Genomic DNA, 19,499 nt, shown 5'->3' on the forward strand with positions numbered 1-19,499 from the left:
CTGCCCCTGGGGCAGGGCTCACGCTGGTCGCATGCCCGATGTCGCCTCGTACGCCACGCACAGCCGCTACACCGACCCCGGTCCGTACGCGCCGCTCCTCGCCGCGGTCGACCCGTCGCCGGCCGCCCTGCACCAGGCCGCCTGCTCGGTGGTCATCCACTACCGCGCTGGGGCGGAGCAGCTGGAGCCCGGGCAGGACGCCGACATCGACCTGCGCTGGCTCTCCGACGTGCTCGCGGAGGCGCAGCGGCGGTCCGCCGGTCCGCTGGTCGCGCCGCGGGCACCAGCGCAGCAGGTCGCGGGTTGCTGCCGCGACCACACGCTCGTCGCGCTCGGCGTGCTGCGCGAGCACGGGATCCCGGCGCGCAGCCGCGTCGGGTTCTCGGGCTACTTCCGGCCGGGGTTCCACCACGACCACGTCGTCGGCGAGTACTGGGACGGCGACCGGTGGGTGCGGTTCGACCCCGAGCTGAACATGGCCGAGAACTGGTTCGGCTTCGACTCGCACGACATGGCGACGGGGATCGGGGCGCCGTTCGAGACCGCGGCCGAGGTCTGGCTCGCGCACCGCCGGGACGGCCTCGACGTCTCGACCTACGGGGTCGATCCCTCCCTGCCGTTCCTCTGCGGGCCGCAGTTCGTCCGCGGGTACGTGGTCAACGAGCTCGCGCACCGGCAGCGCGACGAGCTGCTGCTCTGGGACGTGTGGGGCGACACCCTGCCCGAGACGCCGACGCCCGCGGAGGAGCTGGACCGGCTCGCCGACGAGGTCGCCGCGCTGCTCGTGGCCGCGGATGCCGGCGACGCCGCGGCCGAGGCGTCGCTGGCTGACCGCTACGCGACCGACCCGCGGCTGCAGCCGGGCGCCGGCGTGGTGACGCTGTCGCCGACCGGGCGGGTCGCCGACGCGGACCTCGTCGCGAAGGTCAACCGCTGGCGGTCCTAGAGGACGTGCCGGTCCAGGAACGCGTTGCGGAAGACGCCGTCGGGGTCGGTGCGGGCGACGAGTGAGCGGAAGTCGTCCCAGCGCGGGTACAGGCGGGCGAGGTCGCGGTGCTCGTCCGCGAAGAGCTTGCCCCAGTGCGGACGCGCGTCGAACGGGGCGAGCGCGGCCTCGATCGTCGGCAGCAGCGCCTCGACCTCGGGCTGCCGCGGCAGCCACGTGAAGTGCAGGCCGACGCGGTCGCCGCCCTCGGCGGTGGAGAGCCACAGGTCGTCCCCGGCCATGGTGCGGACCTCGGTCACCTGCAGCAACGGCGCGATCCGGCTGCTCAGCGCGCGCATCGCCTGCAGGGCGTCCACCGCGTGGGCCCGCGGGACCAGGAACTCCGACTGCAGCTCGTCGCCGTTGCTGGGCGTGAAGTCCATGCGGAAGTGCGGCAGGCGGTCGTGCCACGGCCCGGGCTCACCCAGCTGGGCCGTGCAGTTGACGGGGTCGATGCCGGGCAGCGGGTGGCGCGGACCGTCGGCCGGCGTCGTGCCGAAGAAGTCGGTGCGCAGCGCGTAGGACTCCGTGACGCGGGTCTTGCGCCAGACCTGCTGGATCGTCTCGCCGGTCCAGTCGGTGAAGAGGCTGACGGAGTCGGCGCTGCCGGTGATCTCGTCGAGGTGCTCCAGGGCCGCGCTCCACGGCAGGTCGAGGTGCACCTCCTGCGCGACGTCGTAGGTCGGCTCGATGTCGAGGGTCACGCGCGTGGCGACGCCGAGGGCGCCGAGCGCGACCACCGAGCCGGCGAAGTCGTCGTCACCGCGTTCCACCGTGCGGATGGCGCCGTCCGGACCCACGAGCTCCAGGCGGCGCACCACGGCCGCGAGGTTCGGGCTGCGGTCGCCCGAGCCGTGCGTCGCCGTGGCGACGGCCCCGGCGACGGAGATGTGCGGGAGCGACGCGAGGTTGTGCACCGCCCAGCCCGCCGGGTGCAGGTGCTGGGCGAGCGTGCCGTAGCGGGTGCCGCCCGTGACCGTGACCGTCCTGGCCGCCTCGTCGATCTCCGGCGCAACTTCCAGGCCGTCCAGCGCGACCAGCGCGGCGGGGTCGTCGGCGATGTCGTTGAAGCAGTGCCGGGTGCCCAGGGCGCGGATCCGCGGGGACCTCGCGACGATCTCCTGCAGCTCCTCGACGGTGCGGGGGTGGTGGATTTCGGCCGCGCGGTAGGTGTAGTTCCCGGCCCAGTTGGTCAGCGTCACCAGGCCAACCTACGGCCCACCGGTGACGAAGATGTCGAACAGGGCGGGGTCGTGGGCGTGCACCAGCACCAGGAACACGACGAGGTCGAACGTCAGGTGGATCGCCACGACGTAGCTCAGCGAGGAGGTCCGGCGGAAGATCCAGCCCTGGATCAGCGCGAACGGGATGGTCAGCAGCGGCCCCCACGAGCGGTAACCCAGCTCCCACAGGAACGACACGAAGACGGCGGACTGCAGGAGGTTGGCCAGCCAGAACGGGAAGTGGGCCCGGAGCAGCGCGAGGACGACGCAGATGAAGAACAGCTCGTCCCAGATGCCCACCGCGTTGACCCCGATGAACAGCCGCACGATGTCGTGCGTGCCGTCGAGGTCCGGCCAGTTCTGCCAGACGCCGGACCGCAGGAAGTACGCCGGCAGGATCAGGTACGCCGCCACGGCGACCGCGCCGAGGTACACCCACTGCCAGCGCTCCCAGCGGCGGCCCGTGCGGACGGGGAAGTGGATCTTGTCGTCGTGGAACGCCCGGCGGCTCAGCACCGTCGGCACGACGACCGCCAGGCCCAGCGCCACCGTGAATCGCGCCATGCCGGCGTTGGACAGGTCGGCCTTGAGCGAGATTGTGCTGATGATCACCTGGCCGAGCGCGATGAGGGCGAGGTCCTTGCCCAGGCGTTTGTCGACGAGCAGCCCGAGGCCCACGCCCAGCACGAGCGGGACGTAGCCGAGCGGGCGGACGTGGACGGCGAAGAGCAGGATCGCGGCGCCGCAGACGAGGGCGGCGGCCAGGGCGCGGGCGGCCGTCGTCGCCGTGGAGCTGTCCGTCCGGCTGGGTGCCGCTTCGCTCATGCGACGTCGAGGCGGGTCACGCGGCCGTCGTCGGCAAGCCGGAAGGTGAACGTCCCCGCGCCGTTGAACCCGCCGCCGGTCACGTCGATCGCGACCGCGTGGGCATCGCCCCGCCGGTCGTAGCCCGTCACGCGGACGCGCGTGTGCTTGTCGAGGTTGTCCGTGCGGTTCCAGCCCGCGATCGCCTCCAGGCCGTGGAAGGTGCGGCCCCAGTCGTCGACGACCGCGTCGTCGGTGAACGCGCCTCGGAAGAGCGTCGGGTCCTCGGTGTTGATGCCGACGATCACGTCGCTGATGCGGGCCGGGAGCTCGGAGGTCACGGGGTGCAGTCTGTCGGCTCCCGACCCGCTCGGCGAGACCTCGGTCGGTGGCCGGCTGTGTCGAGATGGGCGTTCGCGCAGGTGGACCGGGGTCCAGCGCCGGGTGGACGGGCGTGGACGGGCTTGGAGGCACGCCGATACGTTCGCGGCGGACCGGCACAGGGGAGCGACCCGCCGGTCCGCCAAGGACGACGCCGAAGGGCGGCCGGCGACCCGGGGACCTGTCGCCGGCCCCGTGGCGGGTGGGTGGCCGGCAGCGGGGGCGAGCCGGTCACCCGCCCGCTGACGTGCGACGCCCCGCTCGCCGTGGTCGGCGAGCGGGGCGTGTGCGAACGGTCAGGCGCCGGTCGGGCGCGGGCAGGAGACGCCCGTGCCACCCAGGCCGCAGTAGCCGTTCGGGTTCTTGTCGAGGTACTGCTGGTGGTAGCCCTCGGCGTAGTAGAACGTGCCGGCGTCGTCGGCCGACCGGATCTCCGTGGTGATGGGGCCGAAGCCGACCCGGGTCAGCCGCGGCTGGTACTCGTCGCGCGTGGTGCGGGCGGCGAGCTCCTGCTCCGGCGTCGTGGTGTAGATCGCCGACCGGTACTGCGTGCCGACGTCGTTGCCCTGCCGGTAGCCCTGCGTCGGGTCGTGCGACTCCCAGAAGGTGCGCAGCAGGTCCTCGGCGGAGACGACCGACGGGTCGTACGCGACGAGAACCATCTCGGTGTGGCCGGTCCGGCCGGTGCAGGTCTCCTCATAGGACGGGAAGGGGGTGAACCCACCCTGGTAGCCGACCGCCGTCGTCACGACGCCGGGGATCTTCCAGAAGGTGCGCTCGGCGCCCCAGAAACACCCCATCGCGACGTAGAGCACCTCGGTGCCCTCGGGCCACGGGCCCTGCAGCGGGGTGCCGAGGACGGTGTGGGTCGTCGGGACGGTGTAGGCGTAGCGGTCGCGACCCGCGAGGGCGCGCTCCGGCTCGACCATCGTGGACTTGAGTGCGGATCCGAACAGCCAGCTCATGAGTCTGTTTCCTCTCCGGGAGCCCGGTTGGTCACCTGGGTCCTCCCGGCGATCTCAACGGCGTCCATCCGCCCTCTGTTCCCGTTCTGCGGCACCGATCGTGGTCATTGCTTGACCGAATGAATACCAGACCGAGAGCGCACCATTCCGTGACCGAGACCGCACCCGCAGCGCACCGTCGTCCACCAGGGCCCCGGCGCCGCGAGCGCCTAGCCTGGGACGCGTGACGAACCACGCGCACCCCCACGACGACGACTGGTCCTCCGCCGGCTTCTCGACCCGCGCCATCCATGCAGGTCAGGACCCGGACCCCACCACCGGGGCCGTCGTCCCGCCCATCTACGCGACCTCGACCTACAAGCAGGACGGCGTCGGCGGCCTGCGCGGCGGGTACGAGTACTCGCGCTCGGCCAACCCCACCCGCACGGCGCTCGAGTCGGCGCTCGCGGCGGCGGAAGGCGGCGCGGCCGGCTTCGCGTTCTCGTCGGGCCTCGCCGCCGAGGACACGCTGCTGCGCGCGACGCTGCGACCCGGCGACCACGTCGTCATCCCGAACGACGCGTACGGCGGCACGTACCGCCTGATCGCCCGCGTCTTCGGCCCGTGGGGGATCGAGCACACAGCGGTCGACCTCTCCGACGCCGACGCGGTCCTCGCCGCGATCCAGCCCGGTCGCACCAAGGTCGTGTGGGTGGAGACCCCGACCAACCCGCTGCTCGGCATCGCCGACATCGCCGTCCTCGCGGCGCACGCGCGCGCATCGGGCGCGCTGCTGGTGGTCGACAACACCTTCGCCACCCCATACCTGCAGCAGCCGCTCGCGCTCGGCGCCGACGTCGTCGTCCACTCGACGACGAAGTACATCGGCGGGCACTCGGACGTGGTCGGCGGCGCGCTCGTCGTCGCGGACGGCGCGCAGCTCCCGGTGGGCCTTGACGGTCCGACCGGCACGACGGTCCTGGCCGACGCGGTGCGCTTCCACCAGAACGCCTCGGGCGCGGTGGCGGGGCCCTTCGACGCGTGGCTGACGCTGCGCGGGCTCAAGACGCTCGCCGTCCGCATGGACCGGCACGTCAGCAACGCCACGGCGATCGCCGAGTTCCTGGCCGCGCACGACGCCGTGACGTCGGTGATCTACCCGGGGCTGGAGAGCCACCCGGGCCACGAGGTCGCGACGCGGCAGATGAGCGGGTTCGGCGGCATGATCTCGTTCCGCACCGGCAGTGAGGCGACCGCACTGGCGTTCTGCGCGGCGACCCACGTGTTCACGCTCGCGGAGTCGCTGGGCGGGGTCGAGTCGCTGGTCGAGCACCCGCACAAGATGACGCATGGCTCGGTGGCCGGCACGGAGCTCGAGGTCCCCGACGACCTCGTCCGCCTGTCGGTCGGGATCGAGGACGTCGCCGACCTGATCGCCGACCTCGAGGCCGCGCTCGCGGCGGGGCGCGACGCGTGAGCGGGCCCGGCGGGGCCGCACCGGGAGGAGACGACGCGGCCGGGCCCCGGGCGGGGGCCCGCACCGGAGCGCCGTCGGCCACCAGCGTCATCCGCGCGGCCGACGGGCAGTCCGTGCCGCCGTCGGTGCGCAACGCGGCGGACTGGTCGTGGCGGCTGCTGCTCATCGGCGCCGCCCTGGCGGTGTTCCTGTGGCTGCTGTCCGAGCTCAAGGTCGTCGTGGTCCCCATCGCGGTGGCCCTGCTGCTGACCGTCCTGCTCGCGCCGTTCGTCGGCTGGCTGCAGCGCAGGACCCGGCTGCCGCGGGTCGCCGCGACCGCGATCTCGCTCGTCGGGCTCGTCGCCCTCGTGGCGGGTCTGCTCACGCTGGCCGGTCGGTCGATCGTGAAGGGCTTCCGGGAGCTGTGGGACCAGGCGGCCCAGGGCATCGACAAGCTGACCACCTCGCTCGCCGAGGGCCCGCTCCAGCTGACCACCGCCGACATCTCGGGGTGGCTGGACAAGATCCAGGGGTCCCTCAGCGGCGGCAGCTCCGAGCTCGTCTCGGGCGCGCTGCACGCGACGACGACGGTCGCCCACGTCGCGGCCGGCGCGCTGATCACGCTGTTCTGCACGTTCTTCTTCCTGCTCGACGGCCGCGCCATCTGGGCGTGGGTCATCGGGCTGCTCCCGCGGGGCTCCCGCGAGCACGTCCACCAGGCGGGCCGGCGGGGGCTCGTCACGCTCGGCGCGTACACGCGGACGCAGATCCTCGTCGCCGCGGTCGACGCCGTCGGCATCGGAGTCGGTGCCGCGATCCTGCAGGTCCCGCTCGCGCTGCCGCTCGCCGTGCTCGTGTTCCTCGGGTCGTTCATCCCGATCGTGGGCGCGGTCGTCACGGGCTCGGTCGCGATCCTCGTCGCGCTCGTCTCCAACGGCCCGGCGTCGGCGATCTGGATGCTGGTCGTCGTGCTGCTCGTCCAGCAGCTCGAGGGCCACGTCCTGCAGCCGTTCCTCATGGGTCACGCGGTGGCCCTGCACCCGGTCGCCGTGCTGCTGTCGGTGGCCGCCGGGTCGTTCGTCGCCGGGATCATCGGTGCGCTGTTCGCCGTGCCCATCGTCGCGACCCTGAACACCGTCGTCCTCTACCTGCACGGCCACGACAAGTTCCCGCAGCTCGGGACGGACGACCACGTCCCCGTGCGGGGTCGGGGGCACCCAGTGCTCGACCGCGCCATCGCGCAGGTGGCCGAGGCCACGTCCGAGCGCGTGGCGACGAGGGCGGAGGCGGCGGATCGTCGCGAGGACCCGGCCGCCGACGACGACGTGGCCGGTCCCCGATGACCGGCCTCGCCGACGTCCGGGCCGCCGCCCAGCTGCTCGAGGGTGTCGCGGACCGGACGCCCGTGCAGCTGAGCCGCGCGCTCTCGCAGGCGTGCGGTGCCGAGGTGTGGCTCAAGTGCGAGAACCTGCAGCGGGCGGGCTCGTTCAAGCTGCGCGGCGCGTACGTGCGCATGGCCAGGCTGTCGCCGCAGGAGCAGGCGCGCGGGGTCGTGGCCGCGAGCGCCGGCAACCACGCTCAGGGCGTCGCGCTGGCGGCCCGGATGCTCGGCCTGGACGCCGTCGTGTTCATGCCGGGCGACGCCGCCCTGCCCAAGATCGCCGCCACGCGCGACTACGGGGCCAGGGTCGAGCTGGTCGGCGCCAGCGTCGACGAGGCCCTGGTGCACGCCCGGGAGTTCGCCGAGCGCACGGGCGCGATCCTCATCCACCCCTTCGACCACGACGACGTCGTGGCGGGGCAGGGCACCATCGCCCTCGAGATCGTCGAGCAGGTGCCCGACGTGGCGACCGTCGTCGTGCCGGTCGGGGGCGGCGGGCTGGCCGCGGGCATCGTCGCGGCCCTCGCCGAGCTGCGGCCCGAGGTGCGCGTGATCGGCGTCCAGGCCGCCCGCGCCGCCGCGTACCCGGCGTCCTTCGCGGCCGGCTACCCGGTCCCGGCGCCGGAGCTGCGCACGATGGCCGACGGCATCGCGGTCGGCACACCGGGCGGCGTGCCGTTCGGCATCCTGGACGCGCACCAGATCGAGGTGACGACCGTCTCCGAGGAGAGCCTCTCGCGGGCGCTGCTGCTCCTCGCGGAGCGGGCGAAGATGCTGGTCGAGCCGTCGGGCGCCGCCGCGGCCGCGGCCCTCATGGCGGGCGTCGGTCCGGTCGAGGGGCCGGTGGTCGCGATCCTGTCGGGCGGCAACATCGACCCGCTCGTGCTCATGCGGGTGGTCCGGCACGGGCTCGCCGCGGCCGGCCGGTTCCTGCAGCTCCAGGTCCGCATCGACGACACCCCGGGAGCGCTCGCGGACCTGCTGCGTGCCCTGGCCGACACGGGCGGGAACGTCATGCACGTGTCGCACGCGCGGACCGTCGGCGACCTCCAGCTCGACGAGGTGGCGATCGTGGTGCAGGTGGAGACCAAGGGCCCCGACCACTGCGCCTACGTGCTGCAGCAGCTGCGCGGGGCGGGCTACCGGCTCACGGACGGCTGACGCGAACGAGGCGCCACCCCGGTGGGGCGGCGCCTCGTCCGTGCGTGCGGTGGATCAGCCCGCGAACGGCTTCGCGTCCGTGATCTCGACCGGGATCTCGCGCCCGTTGGGGGCCGTGTAGGTGGTCGAGTCGCCGATCTTGTGGCCGTTGATGGCCTCGCCGAGCGGGGAGGTCGGGGAGAAGACCTCGATGTCGGAGGTCCCGGCGATCTCGCGCGAGCCGAGCAGGAAGACCATCTCGTCGCCGGCGACGACGGCCGTGACGACCATGCCCGGCTCGACGATCCCGTTGTCCGGCGGCGTGCCGATCTGCACGTTGCGCAGCTTCTCCTTGAGCTCGCGGATGCGGGCCTCCTGCTTCGCCTGCTCCTCGCGCGCGGCGTGGTAGCCGCCGTTCTCCTTGAGGTCGCCCTCGTCGCGCGCGGCGGCGATGCGCGCGGTGACCTCGGCCCGACCCTCTCCTTCGAGGCGTGCGAGCTCAGCCGTGAGGCGGTCGTAGGCCTCCTGGGTCAGCCAAGTGGCCGCAGTCGTATCGGTCACGATCGCTCCTTTCCTTGCGTGTGTGCCGGACGGGCCGGTCTGCGCCACGAGGGCGTGCTCTCGGCAGTCCGGTCGACCGGAGGCATCCGAGGACACGTCCGGTGATCGGGTACTGAAGGGGTGCTCCGCCGTTCCCTCACGGTCACGTCGACCGGTGGTGGTGCCGGACCGGGGCGGCGCTGAAACGACCAGGATAGCAAGCGGGGGTCCGAATCACCCCGTCCGGTGCGCCCCGACGGCGTGCGCTGTCGCCCGTTCGGGTGGTGCCGTCAGCCGGTCGAGCCGGGCGTGTCCACCAGATCGCAGCGCTCGACCGTCCCGCTCACGGCGAGCTCGGTGGTCTGCACGGTGGCGGTGACGCGGCGGGTGGCGGTGGCGGCCGGCCCGACGTCGACCTTGCGCACGCCGACCTCGGCGTAGGACTCGGACAGCGCGGTGACCGTGCAGGTCACGGTCGACTCCTTGGGCTTGGTGACCTCGAAGGTCACCTCGATGGCCTGCGGGCCCTCGACGTGGAAGCCGACGTCCTTCCACGACACGGGCCGGCCGGCCATGTTCAGCCCGATCCAGATCACCAGCGCGACCCCGAGCGCCCCCGCGACCACGAGGCCGAGCCGCCCGCGCCGGGTCGACCGCGCCGTGGGCTCGGGGCCGTAGCGCCCGGCCGGCGGTCGGGTGGCGGGCGAGTCGGTCACGGAGCTCCTCGGGCGGTGGCGCGACAGGGGCGCCGCGTGCGCGATCATTGTCTCTCGTCCAACCACCCGCCCGTGCCGAGCGTGTCCGCGTCCGCGGTCCGTCGGCGGGCGACCGACGGGAGGCCCGAGGTGACCGGAGAGCGGCTGCGCCTGATGGCGGTGCACGCCCACCCCGACGACGAGTCGAGCAAGGGCGCCGCGACCACGGCGAAGTACGCGGCGGAGGGCGTCGACGTCCTGGTCGTCTCGTGCACCGGCGGCGAGCGGGGCGACGTGCTCAACACGCAGCACCCCCCGGTCGAGGGCGGCCTGGACGGCATGCGCGAGTACCGGCGCCACGAGATGGCGGCCGCGGCGGCAGCGCTCGGCGTGCGGCACCGGTGGCTCGGCTTCGTCGACTCCGGCCTGCCCGAGGGCGACCCCCTGCCGCCACTGCCGGAGGGCTGCTTCGGCCTCGTCCCGCTCGAGGAGGCGTCGGCCCCGCTGGTGCAGCTGGTCCGCGAGTTCCGCCCGCAGGTCATCACGACGTACGACCCGTCGGGCGGCTACCCGCACCCGGACCACATCATGTGCCACCGGGTCTCGGTCGAGACGTTCGAGGCCGCCGGCGACCCCGACCGGTACGTCGGCCTCGGCGAGCCCTGGGCGCCGTCGAAGCTCTACTACAACCACGGCTTCTCGCTGGTGCGCATGCGCGCGGTGCACGACGCCCTCGTCGCGGCCGGTCGCGAGTCGCCGTTCGGCGACTGGATCGACTCCCGCCAGGCCCGCGAGGTCCCCGAGCGCGAGGTCACCACGCGCATCGAGTGCTCGGCGTACTTCGGCCAGCGCGACGACGCCCTGCGCGCCCACGCGACGCAGATCGACCCGGACGGCTTCTTCTTCGCCGTCCCGCGCGAGCTCGAGATCGCACAGTGGCCCACCGAGGAGTACGAGCTCGCGTCGTCCCGGGTCCCCGTGACGCTGCCCGAGGACGACCTCTTCGCCGGGCTGCGCGCATGATCGCGGCCCTGCTGCTCGTCGCGCCGACGCCCAGCCCGTCCCCGTCGGACGTGAACATCGACGGAAGCCCCGTCGGCTCGCCCGGGTTCCTCGGGTTCGTGTTCACGTTCCTGCTCGCCGTCGCGCTCGTCTTCCTCTTCCTGTCGCTGACCAAGCAGCTGCGCGTGGTCGACCGCCGGGCGAAGAAGCTGGGGCTCGACGACGACGAGCCGGGCGACGACCGCACGGAGGGGCCGCACGCCGACCTCGGTCTCGTCGACGCCGGTGCGGCCGGCCCCGACTCCGAGGTCGACGCCGACGTGGCGGTGGCCCCGTGGGAGTACGTCGAGGACGAGCAGACGCCCGACCGGCAGCGCGGGACCAGCCCGGACGAGCCCGGTCCCGGGCCCGCCGGGGGCTCGCGGTGAGCTCGACCGACCCGCCGCTGCGGCCCGCGGTCCGGGTGACGGTCGCGCAGCTGTCGGTCAGCGCGGACCACGGCGCGAACCGCCAGGTGGTCGAGGACGCCTTCGACACCGCCGCACGGGCGCGGGCCGACCTGCTGGTGGTCCCCGAGTACGCCTCCGGCTTCGACCCGCGGGGCGTCGGCGCGGAGCACGCGGAACCGCTGGACGGCCCGTTCGTGCACATGCTGCGCGAGCGCGCGGCCGCGACCGGCGTCGCGGTGCTGGCGGGCGTCACCCTGCCGGCCGACGGCGACGACCCGCGCGCGGTCAACGCGGTCGTGGCGGTCGACGGCACGGGCGCGCTGGTCGGGGTCTACCGCAAGGTGCACCTGTACGACGCGTTCGGGCAGCGGGAGTCCGACCGGCTGGCGCCGGGGCCCGTCGACGCGCCGCCGCTCGTCCTCGAGCTGGGCGGCCTGACCTTCGGCGTGCTGACCTGCTACGACCTGCGGTTCCCCGAGTCGGCACGACGGCTTATCGATGCGGGTGCGCAGGTGCTCGTCGTGCCCGCCGCGTGGGCGGCCGGGGACCTCAAGGCGATGCACTGGCGGACCCTCGCGATCGCCCGCGCCATCGAGAACACCGCGGCGGTCGTCGCCGTCGGTCAGGCGGGCAAGGGCGTGGTCGGTCGCTCGATCGTCGTGGCGCCCGACGGCGTGGTCGGCCTGGAGATGGACGACCAGCCGCAGATCCGGACCGTCGACCTCGACGGTGCCGCGCTGCTCAGCGTCCGGGAGAAGAACCCGTCGCTCGCCAACCGTCGGTACACGGTGGTCCCGGTCGCATAAGGGTCAGGCGGAGCCGTACGACGCCATCGACACCGCGATGTAGTGGCACCCGTACCCGACCACGGTCAGCACGTGGAAGATCTCGTGGAACCCGAACCAGCGGGGGCTCGGGTTCGGCCACTTGGTGCCGTACACGACCGCACCGAGCGTGTACGCGAGCCCGCCGATCGCGATGAAGGCGACGATCGCGGCGCCACCGGCGCGGTAGAACTCCGGGAAGAACCAGACGGCGACCCAGCCGAGCGCCACGTACACGGGCACGTAGACCCAGCGCGGCGCGCCGAGCCAGAACACGCGGGCCAGCAGCCCGATCAGTGCGCCCGACCACACGACGATGAGCAGCACCCGGGCGGTGGTCGCGGGCAGCAGCAGCACCGACAGCGGCGTGTAGGTGCCCGCGATGATGAGGAAGATGTTCGTGTGGTCCAGCCGGCGCAGGACGGCGGCGGTCTTCGGGGACCAGTGGCCGCGGTGGTAGAACGCGCTGGTGCCGAACAGCATCACGGCGGTCAGCCCGAAGACGGCGGTCGACCACTTGGCCTCGGGCGTGGGGGAGAGCACCACGAGAACGATCGATGCGATGAGCACGAACGGCGTGACGCCTGCGTGGATCCAGCCGCGCAGGTGCGGCTTGACGTTGTCCGCCACCCGTTCCACGATCCCGGTCGACTCCCCGTCGGTCGGGGCCGTCGGCTGCGCACCGGAGCCTCCCGGGGCGGGCGCGGGGGACGTGCTCATGGGACTGTCTCGATTCGTCAGCGGTAACTTACGACACCGTAGGTTACGACGCCGTAGGTAGGGGTGTCGACCGAGGCGCGGCGGGTGTGATGCGGTCGGTGCGGCCCTCGTCGGGACCCTGAGAAAGACCCCTGAGGGTCCCTCGCGAACGTACCGCGCGACGCCGGACCGACCCCACGCGACGACGTCGCGGACCGGGTCCGCGGGGCGCCGCGCGGCGAGTACGGTGAGCGGGATCCGGTCGTCCATCCGAGGAGTGCGCGTGCGTCTGCCCCACCCGCTCTACGGGCTGTACGAACGCCGGCTCGCGGCGTCGCTCCCGAAGGACGGGCTCCCGCGGCACGTCGGGGTCATCCTCGACGGCAACCGCCGCTGGGCGCGCAGCGTGGGGGAGTCGACCCGGCACGGGCACCAGGCCGGGGCCGACAAGATCGCCGACCTGCTCGAGTGGAGCGAGGACATCGGCGTCGAGGTGGTCACGCTGTGGATGCTCTCCACCGACAACCTCGCCCGGAGCGCCGACGAGCTCGAGCCGCTGCTCGAGATCATCGAGGACGCCGTCGGCTCGCTCGCGGCGACCGGTCGGTGGCGCATCCAGGCGGTCGGCTCCCTCGAACTGCTCCCCGACCACACGGTCAAGGCGCTCGTCGCCGCGCAGGACGCGACCGAGGACGTGGTCGGCCTACACGTCAACGTCGCGGTCGGGTACGGCGGCCGGCGCGAGATCGCCGACGCGGTCAAGGCGTTCCTGCGCATGCACGCGGAAGCCGGGTCGAGCCTGGACGAGCTGGCCGAGGCCTTCGACGTCGAGCACATCGCCGAGCACCTCTACACGAAGGGCCAACCCGACCCGGAGCTGGTCATCCGCACCTCGGGCGAGCAGCGGCTGGGCGGGTTTCTCCTCTGGCAGAGCGCGCACTCGGAGTTCTACTTCTGCGAGGCCTACTGGCCCGACTTCCGGCGCGTCGACTTCCTGCGCGCCGTCCGTGCGTACGCGGCGCGCGAGCGACGCGGGGGCCGCTGACCCGTCCGGGTTAATTGTGTCGGGGGCCGACGAGGCCGCCGCGGGCGTCGTTCGAGCGCCTCTGCCGCTCCCACCTGCGGCTCCGTCGCGTGCGACCTGTGCGGGGCGCCGAGGCGCCCAGGGTCGCCCAGATGAACAGCGTGTAACCACTTCGCGTGTCGCCCTTGAGGGGCGCCGGAGCGGGCTTATGTTCCGGCGTAGAGGACGGCGACCGCCGTCCCCGGGAGGCCAGCCCATGGAGCATCTGCTCCGGGAGGTGGGCCGGATCCGGCCCTCGGCCGACCGCCCCCGTCCCGTCGCCGCTCGTCGGTGCATGGTCCTGCTCTGGCAGGACGCCGACGTCCGGTGCCCGTCGCGGCGCACGTAGCGCCGGAGGGAGCCTGCCGTGGTCAGCAACGCGCAGAACGACACCCAGCCCGAGCCCGCGCTCGAGGGGCGCAGGACGCACGTCCTGGACACCTCCGTCCTGCTGTCCGACCCGCGGGCGATCCTGCGCTTCGCCGAGCACGACGTCGTGCTCCCGGTCGTGGTGATCACGGAGCTCGAGGCCAAGCGCCACCACGCCGAGCTGGGCTACTTCGCCCGGGCCGCGCTGCGGATGCTGGACGACCTGCGCATCGAGCACGGCCGCCTCGACACGCCGATCCCGCTCGGCGAGGACGGCGGCACGCTCTGCGTCGAGCTCAACCACACCGACCCCACGGTCCTGCCCGCCGGCTTCCGTCTGGGCGACAATGACACGCGGATCCTCGCCGTGGCGGCCAACCTCGCCGCCGAGGGCAAGGACGTCACGGTCGTCTCCAAGGACCTGCCGATGCGCGTCAAGGCATCCGCGGTCGGCCTGCGCGCCGAGGAGTACCGCGCGGAGCTGGCCGTCGACTCCGGCTGGACCGGCATGGACGCGCTCGACCTGGGCGAGCAGCAGATGGCGAACCTGTGGGAGCACGAGTCCATCGCGCTCGCGGACGTCCCCGCCGGCTTCGGGACCGGGAGCGCGAACCCGAACGACCTGCTGTGCCACACCGGCGTCGTGCTGCACAGCCCGCGCGGCTCGGCCCTCGGGCGCGTGACGGCCGACAAGCACGTGCAGCTGGTGCGCGGCGACCAGGACGTGTTCGGCCTGCACGGCCGCAGCGCCGAGCAGCGGATCGCCATCGACCTGCTGCTCGACGAGGAGATCGGCATCGTCTCGCTCGGCGGGCGCGCCGGCACCGGCAAGTCGGCGCTCGCCCTGTGCGCCGGCCTCGAGGCGGTGCTCGAGCGTCGCCAGCACCGCAAGGTCATGGTGTTCCGACCCCTGTACGCGGTCGGCGGCCAAGACCTCGGCTACCTGCCCGGCAGTGCCGACGAGAAGATGAACCCCTGGGCACAGGCCGTCTTCGACACCCTCGGGGCGCTGGTCTCCAAGGAGGTCGTCGAGGAGATCATGGACCGCGACATCCTCGAGGTCCTGCCGCTGACCCACATCCGCGGGCGCTCGCTGCACGACGCGTTCGTGATCGTCGACGAGGCCCAGTCGCTCGAGCGCAACGTCCTGCTCACCGTGCTGTCCCGCATCGGCCAGAGCTCGCGCGTGGTCCTCACGCACGACGTGGCCCAGCGCGACAACCTGCGGGTCGGCCGGCACGACGGCGTCGCCGCCGTGATCGAGGCGCTCAAGGGCCACCCGCTCTTCGCGCACATCACGCTCACCCGCTCCGAGCGCTCGCCCGTGGCCGCGCTCGTCACGGAGCTGTTGGAGGGCATCGAGGTCTGAGGGTTCGACGGGACGCCCGGGCTCCCCGCGGGGATCCGGGCGTCCGCGCGCCTCAGGGGTGGTGGTGCGCGTCGAGGACGCGGACCAGGGCGCCGAGGCCCGTCGCGAGCGCCTGCCGTTCCGCCGGCGTCAGCTGCGCGAGCATCCGGCCGTGGTGCTCCCGCAGCTCTGCGCCCACGCGGTCGGCCACATCGCGGCCGTCGACGGTCAGCTCGAGCCGATAGTGGCGTCGGTCTTCGGGGTCCCGCTCGCGCGAGATCCAGCCGCGGCCCTCGAGCCCCGCGGCGAGCCTGCTCACGGTGCTCTTCTCGAGCCCGAGCCGGGCAGCGAGGTCCTGCTGGGAGAGCGCGCCGGCCTCGGCCAGCTCACCGAGCGCGAACGTCTCGGAAAGCGAGAGCCGCACGCCGGCGTGCTCGTGCTGGGTCTGCACAGCGTCCAGCAGGCCGCTGGTGCGGGCGAGCTGCTGGAAGAACCGTCGAAGGTCGTCGTCCGGAAAGGTTGTGTCATACAACTGCCGCGCCTACGCTCTCCCTAAGAGTTGTGACGTACAACTGTATCGGAGGGCCTGATGACGACCGCGACGCACCGCGCCCGCGAGAGCATGTTCGGTCTGGTGCACCATCCCGCGCAGTACAGCCGGTTCGCCGGCCGCCTCGCCGCGAGCCTGTACCGGCGGGTCGCCCGCGACGTCGACGGCCTCGCGCTGTCGCCGGGTGCACGGGTGCTGGATGTCGGCACGGGACCGGGCGCCCTGCCGACGCTGATCGCCGGGGCCCGTCCGGATCTGCGGATCGACGCGATCGACCTCTCGTCGGAGATGATCGCGCAGGCCACGGGGTCGGCACCGGTGTCGGTGACGTTCGCGGTAGCCGACGTCGCCCGGCTGCCGTGGCCCGACGGCACCTTCGACCTGGTCGTCTCGACCATCAGCCAGCACCACTGGGTCGACCCGACCGCCGGGATGGCCGAGGTGCGGCGCGTGCTCCGGCCGGGCGGGCGGGCGTGGATCTACGACTTCCGCTGGGCGCTCGGCCGGGCTGAGCGGGGCGCCGAGCCGCTCGATGCCGACACGGCGGTGGCGCGCCAGAGCCCGCTGGCCGGCACCCGATGGTTCAGCCCGTTCGGTCGTCTGGTGCTGCGACCGGCCTGACCGGCCGTCAGCCCTCGACCAGCTGCCCGTCGGCGATGCGCAGCACGCGGTCTGCGAGCGAGACCATGAGCGGGTCGTGCGTGGACACGATGGCCGTCATGCCCTCCGCCTCGACGACGGCGCGGATGAGGGCCATCACGGCCGTGCCGGTCTCGGTGTCCAGCTGGCCGGTCGGCTCGTCCGCCACGAGCAGGCGCGGGGAGTTGGCCAGCGAGCGGGCGATCGCGACGCGCTGCTGCTGGCCGCCCGACAGCTCACCGGGTCGCTGCAGGGCGTGCGGGCCGAGGCCGACGAGGTCGAGCAGCAGCCGGACGCGCTCCTCGCGGTCCTTGCTGGGCAGCTTGCGCAGGCGCAGCGGCACGCCGACGTTCTCGGCCGCGGAGAGCACCGGCACGAGCCCGAACGTCTGGAACACGAACGACACGACGTCGCGGCGCAGCTCGACCAGGCCGCGCTCGTCGAGGGTCGACACCTCGCGCCCGTCGACGACCACCCGGCCCTCGTCGGGGCGGTCGAGGCCGCCGACGATGTTGAGCAGGGTCGTCTTGCCCGAGCCGGAGCGGCCGACCAGCGCGACGAGCTCGCCCGGCTGGATCGTGAACGAGACGTCGCGCAGGGCGTGCACGGCGCCGGTGCCCGAGCCGTAGGTGCGGCTCACGTGCTCGACCCGGACGACGGCGTCGGTCGAGCCCGTCGGCGCCGGTGGGGAGGTGGTGGTCGTGGTGGTCATCGGCTCGTCTCCTCGCGGGGGCCGACGACGGGCGTCGTGCCGGTCGTGGTCGGCGTGTCGACCGCGGCGGTGGACGAGTGCCGGCCGGAGGGCCGTCCCGGCGGACCGCCGACCTCACGCGCAGGCACCGCCCGCTCCGGCCAGAGCGACACGTGCGACGACTCGAGCGCGAGCCGCACGCGGCCGACCAGGTTCAGCGTGTCGCGGTACTCCTTCGGCAGCTGCACGCGGCCCGCCCGGTCGAGCACGGCGAGCTCCTCGGCGACGACGTGCTCGGTGCCGTCCTCGCGGGTGTGCGTGCGCCGCACGACCTCCGAGCTGGTGCGCCCGTCGCGGATGGCCACGGTGCGCTGCACGTGCTCGCTCACGCCCGGGTCGTGGGTGACGACGACGACGGTGGTGCCCAGCTCGCGGTTGACGGTCCGCAGGCCCTCGAGGACGTCGTGCGAGGTGGCGGAGTCGAGCTCGCCGGTGGGCTCGTCGGCGAAGAGCACCTGCGGGGCGTTGGCCAGCGCGACCGCGATGGCGACCCGCTGCTGCTCGCCGCCGGACATCTGCCCGGGCCGGCGGTCGGCGCAGTAGCCGACGCCGAGCACCTCGAGCAGCTCGGCGGCCCGGCGGTCCCGCTCCTTGCGCCGGACCCCGGTCAGGGCGAGGGGGAACGCGACGTTCTCCGTGGCGGTGAGGTACGGCACGACGTTGCGGGCGGTCTGCTGCCAGACGAACCCGACCATCGAGCGCCGGTATGCCACGCGCTGCGCGCTCGACATGGCCATGAGGTCCCAGGGCCCCACCCGGACGCGCCCGGCTGTGGGCACGTCGAGGCCCGACAGCACCGAGAGCAGCGTCGACTTGCCGGACCCGGAGGCGCCGACGATCGCGACGAGCTCGCCGTCCTCCACGAGCAGGTCGAGGCCCTGCAGGGCCTGCACCTCGATCCCCTCCGACTGGTAGATGCGCACCAACGAGTCACACACGATGAGCGCGTGCTCGCCGAACGCCCCCGTGCGCTGCTGGGCCCGCTCCTCGAGCGCGCCGAGCGTGGTCTCCGTGACGGTCACGTGTGCCTCCCTCGTCGGAAAATCATCGTTCGCCCACCCGCAGCACGTCGCCCAGACGGTCGCGCCGGCGCACGGCCGACTCGACCGCGACGGCAACCGTGAGCGAGGCCAGCACGACGGCCGCGGCGCCCACGATCGGGACCCACGTGACCTGCAGCGTCGTCGCCTCGGCTGCGCCCGTGACCACGTCCAGCCCGAGCGCCCCGATGAGCATCCAGGGGACCGCGATCCCGACGGCGGTCCCGCCGATCAGGGCCACGACCGCCAGCGGCGCGAGTTCACCGAACGTCATGGCGCGTGCCGTCCGGGCGTCGAGCCCGAGGGTGCGCAGCGCCGAGAGCGTCCGGCCGCGCTCGCGGGACGTGGCCACCACCGTCAGCACCAGCGCGACGGCCGCGTAGCCCGCGAGCGCGATGCCGACCGCGACGAGCAGCCAGAGGAGCCCGGACGTCAGCGGTGACGAGCGCCAGTGGCTGAGCCAGGCGCCGCGCTCGGTGACGGTGATCCCGGACGTGTCGGTGAGGCCGACCGCCCGCACCGCGTCGACGGCGCCCGGACCGTCGACCCACGCGACCGTGGGAGCGAGGTCGGTCCCGGATGCCGCCTCGAAGCGCGCGCGGTCGACGATGACGACCGCGTCGGTGTCGGCCGCGGCGTTGTCCGTCGTCACGGCGACCGCGGGCGGGTGCTCGGAGGTGCCGATGACGGCCAGGTCGACGAACCCGGTCTTGGCCATCACTGCGGGCTGGACCAGGGCGGCCGTGCTCTGGAGCGCGGGCGCGATCAGCGCGGGCACCTGCGAGCCGGAGGCATCGCCCAGCTCAGCGAGCCCCGCGTCGACCGGTCGGCCGGCGGCCGTCAGCACGGCGGCGAGGTCCTCCGCGTCGACCAGCACGAGCTGCGCCTTGACGCCGCTCTCCTTGCCGAACGTCCGCGAGCCGACAGCGAGGGCGCCCGCGACGGCGGTCACCCCGGGCTCGTCGCGCAGGGCGTCGAGGGCTTCGGGCGGGATCTCTCCGTCGATGCGGACGGGCGCTCCGACGACGATGTCGGCCGCGGCGAGCTGGCCGTGCTGCACGGTGACCGCGGTCGTCCCGCAGAAGACGACCAGCGCGACCGCGACGGTCAGGGTCAGCAGCGGGACGCGGGTGCCGGCCGTGCTGCTCGCCCGCGCGGTGGCGATCACGGGGGTCAGCCCGCGGCGGCGGGCCGCGAGGCGGGACAGGGCGCGCAG

The 19,499-nt window shown here is 73.5% G+C and carries 21 protein-coding genes; 10 read left to right on the plus strand and 11 right to left on the minus strand.

Annotated features, from left to right (window positions below):
- The first annotated feature begins 31 nt into the window (after positions 1-31).
- Positions 32-946 carry a transglutaminase-like domain-containing protein gene (locus AC1DYZ_RS14190; protein WP_477065826.1) on the plus strand — a complete coding sequence of 305 codons (915 nt, stop codon included), beginning with the start codon at positions 32-34 and terminating at the stop codon, positions 944-946.
- Here the strand turns inward: AC1DYZ_RS14190 and AC1DYZ_RS14195 are convergent.
- From AC1DYZ_RS14195 to msrA, 4 genes are all read right to left on the minus strand, one after another.
- Complete coding sequence (locus AC1DYZ_RS14195) at positions 943-2,187, minus strand: D-arabinono-1,4-lactone oxidase (RefSeq protein ID WP_477065827.1); 1,245 nt, start codon at positions 2,185-2,187, stop codon at positions 943-945. The genes AC1DYZ_RS14190 and AC1DYZ_RS14195 overlap by 4 nt on opposite strands.
- Positions 2,188-2,196: 9 nt before the next feature.
- Positions 2,197-3,033: a lysostaphin resistance A-like protein gene (locus AC1DYZ_RS14200; protein ID WP_477065828.1), complete on the minus strand. Its 837-nt coding sequence runs from the start codon at positions 3,031-3,033 to the stop codon at positions 2,197-2,199.
- Positions 3,030-3,353, minus strand: coding sequence for a nuclear transport factor 2 family protein (locus tag AC1DYZ_RS14205; RefSeq protein WP_477065829.1), 324 nt, complete (start codon positions 3,351-3,353; stop codon positions 3,030-3,032). Before AC1DYZ_RS14205 ends, AC1DYZ_RS14200 begins: the two co-directional genes overlap by 4 nt.
- Positions 3,354-3,689: 336 nt before the next feature.
- The gene (gene msrA, locus AC1DYZ_RS14210) at positions 3,690-4,358 is read right to left on the minus strand and encodes a peptide-methionine (S)-S-oxide reductase MsrA (protein ID WP_477065830.1); all 669 of its coding nucleotides are present in this window, start codon (positions 4,356-4,358) and stop codon (positions 3,690-3,692) included.
- 223 nt (positions 4,359-4,581) lie between these two features.
- On the opposite strand from msrA, the gene AC1DYZ_RS14215 reads away from it, so the two are divergent.
- Genes AC1DYZ_RS14215 through ilvA form a run of 3 tightly spaced genes read left to right on the plus strand, consistent with a single transcriptional unit; the run spans position 4,582 to position 8,335 of the window.
- Positions 4,582-5,814, plus strand: a complete 1,233-nt coding sequence (locus AC1DYZ_RS14215; protein ID WP_477065831.1) for a cystathionine gamma-synthase — start codon at positions 4,582-4,584, stop codon at positions 5,812-5,814.
- The gene (locus AC1DYZ_RS14220) at positions 5,811-7,136 is read left to right on the plus strand and encodes an AI-2E family transporter (protein WP_477065832.1); all 1,326 of its coding nucleotides are present in this window, start codon (positions 5,811-5,813) and stop codon (positions 7,134-7,136) included. The genes AC1DYZ_RS14215 and AC1DYZ_RS14220 overlap by 4 nt, the downstream gene beginning before the upstream one ends.
- Positions 7,133-8,335 (plus strand): threonine ammonia-lyase, encoded by a 1,203-nt coding sequence (gene ilvA, locus AC1DYZ_RS14225; protein ID WP_477065833.1) that lies wholly within the window; start codon positions 7,133-7,135, stop codon positions 8,333-8,335. Before AC1DYZ_RS14220 ends, ilvA begins: the two co-directional genes overlap by 4 nt.
- A gap of 54 nt (positions 8,336-8,389) precedes the next feature.
- On the opposite strand, the gene greA is transcribed toward ilvA, so the two are convergent.
- Entirely contained in the window at positions 8,390-8,875 is a 486-nt protein-coding gene (gene greA, locus AC1DYZ_RS14230) for a transcription elongation factor GreA (protein WP_477065834.1), read from the minus strand.
- A gap of 269 nt (positions 8,876-9,144) precedes the next feature.
- Positions 9,145-9,570, minus strand: a complete 426-nt coding sequence (locus AC1DYZ_RS14235) for a DUF4307 domain-containing protein (RefSeq protein ID WP_477065835.1) — start codon at positions 9,568-9,570, stop codon at positions 9,145-9,147.
- Positions 9,571-9,699: 129 nt separating this feature from the next.
- Between AC1DYZ_RS14235 and mca the strand changes: the two genes are divergently transcribed.
- From mca to AC1DYZ_RS14250, 3 genes are read left to right on the plus strand one after another with little or no spacing between them, the layout of a single operon-like run.
- On the plus strand, positions 9,700-10,572 hold the full coding sequence (gene mca, locus AC1DYZ_RS14240) for a mycothiol conjugate amidase Mca (RefSeq protein WP_477065836.1): 873 nt from the start codon (positions 9,700-9,702) through the stop codon (positions 10,570-10,572).
- On the plus strand, positions 10,569-10,979 hold the full coding sequence (locus tag AC1DYZ_RS14245) for a hypothetical protein (RefSeq protein ID WP_477065837.1): 411 nt from the start codon (positions 10,569-10,571) through the stop codon (positions 10,977-10,979). The genes mca and AC1DYZ_RS14245 overlap by 4 nt, the downstream gene beginning before the upstream one ends.
- The gene (locus tag AC1DYZ_RS14250; RefSeq protein ID WP_477065838.1) at positions 10,976-11,806 is read left to right on the plus strand and encodes a carbon-nitrogen hydrolase family protein; all 831 of its coding nucleotides are present in this window, start codon (positions 10,976-10,978) and stop codon (positions 11,804-11,806) included. The genes AC1DYZ_RS14245 and AC1DYZ_RS14250 overlap by 4 nt, the downstream gene beginning before the upstream one ends.
- Before the next feature lie 3 nt (positions 11,807-11,809).
- Here the strand turns inward: AC1DYZ_RS14250 and trhA are convergent, their stop codons facing one another.
- Positions 11,810-12,544, minus strand: coding sequence for a PAQR family membrane homeostasis protein TrhA (trhA, locus tag AC1DYZ_RS14255; protein ID WP_477065839.1), 735 nt, complete (start codon positions 12,542-12,544; stop codon positions 11,810-11,812).
- 262 nt (positions 12,545-12,806) lie between these two features.
- Between trhA and AC1DYZ_RS14260 the strand changes: the two genes are divergently transcribed.
- A complete protein-coding gene (locus AC1DYZ_RS14260; RefSeq protein WP_477065840.1) occupies positions 12,807-13,568 on the plus strand; it encodes an isoprenyl transferase in 762 nt (253 codons plus the stop codon).
- Positions 13,569-13,953: 385 nt separating this feature from the next.
- A complete protein-coding gene (locus AC1DYZ_RS14265) occupies positions 13,954-15,324 on the plus strand; it encodes a PhoH family protein (protein WP_477065841.1) in 1,371 nt (456 codons plus the stop codon).
- 52 nt (positions 15,325-15,376) lie between these two features.
- Here the strand turns inward: AC1DYZ_RS14265 and AC1DYZ_RS14270 are convergent, their stop codons facing one another.
- Positions 15,377-15,835: a MarR family winged helix-turn-helix transcriptional regulator gene (locus AC1DYZ_RS14270; protein WP_477065842.1), complete on the minus strand. Its 459-nt coding sequence runs from the start codon at positions 15,833-15,835 to the stop codon at positions 15,377-15,379.
- Positions 15,836-15,892: 57 nt separating this feature from the next.
- Here AC1DYZ_RS14270 and AC1DYZ_RS14275 point away from each other — a divergent pair, with 57 nt between their 5' ends.
- On the plus strand, positions 15,893-16,474 hold the full coding sequence (locus AC1DYZ_RS14275; RefSeq protein ID WP_477065843.1) for a class I SAM-dependent methyltransferase: 582 nt from the start codon (positions 15,893-15,895) through the stop codon (positions 16,472-16,474).
- Positions 16,475-16,481: 7 nt separating this feature from the next.
- Here the strand turns inward: AC1DYZ_RS14275 and AC1DYZ_RS14280 are convergent, their stop codons facing one another.
- The 3 genes from AC1DYZ_RS14280 to AC1DYZ_RS14290 form a co-directional block, all read right to left on the minus strand.
- Positions 16,482-17,204: an ABC transporter ATP-binding protein gene (locus tag AC1DYZ_RS14280; protein WP_477065844.1), complete on the minus strand. Its 723-nt coding sequence runs from the start codon at positions 17,202-17,204 to the stop codon at positions 16,482-16,484.
- Positions 17,201-18,265, minus strand: a complete 1,065-nt coding sequence (locus AC1DYZ_RS14285) for an ABC transporter ATP-binding protein (RefSeq protein ID WP_477065845.1) — start codon at positions 18,263-18,265, stop codon at positions 17,201-17,203. The genes AC1DYZ_RS14280 and AC1DYZ_RS14285 overlap by 4 nt, the downstream gene beginning before the upstream one ends.
- Positions 18,266-18,287: 22 nt before the next feature.
- On the minus strand, positions 18,288-19,499 hold a 1,212-nt coding region (locus AC1DYZ_RS14290), incomplete at its 5' end, for an ABC transporter permease (RefSeq protein WP_477065846.1).

The sequence above is a fragment of the Cellulomonas sp. P1_C4 genome (assembly GCF_056406355.1).

Bases quoted from the DNA above. Each gene is read 5' to 3' on its own strand.
- AC1DYZ_RS14190 (WP_477065826.1), top strand. From the start codon at position 32: ATGCCCGATGTCGCCTCGTACGCCACGCACAGCCGCTACACCGACCCC.
- AC1DYZ_RS14200 (WP_477065828.1), bottom strand. From the start codon at position 3,033: ATGAGCGAAGCGGCACCCAGCCGGACGGACAGCTCCACGGCGACGACG.
- msrA (WP_477065830.1), bottom strand. From the start codon at position 4,358: ATGAGCTGGCTGTTCGGATCCGCACTCAAGTCCACGATGGTCGAGCCG.
- ilvA (WP_477065833.1), top strand. From the start codon at position 7,133: ATGACCGGCCTCGCCGACGTCCGGGCCGCCGCCCAGCTGCTCGAGGGT.
- AC1DYZ_RS14245 (WP_477065837.1), top strand. From the start codon at position 10,569: ATGATCGCGGCCCTGCTGCTCGTCGCGCCGACGCCCAGCCCGTCCCCG.
- trhA (WP_477065839.1), bottom strand. From the start codon at position 12,544: ATGAGCACGTCCCCCGCGCCCGCCCCGGGAGGCTCCGGTGCGCAGCCG.
- AC1DYZ_RS14275 (WP_477065843.1), top strand. From the start codon at position 15,893: ATGACGACCGCGACGCACCGCGCCCGCGAGAGCATGTTCGGTCTGGTG.
- AC1DYZ_RS14280 (WP_477065844.1), bottom strand. From the start codon at position 17,204: ATGACCACCACGACCACCACCTCCCCACCGGCGCCGACGGGCTCGACC.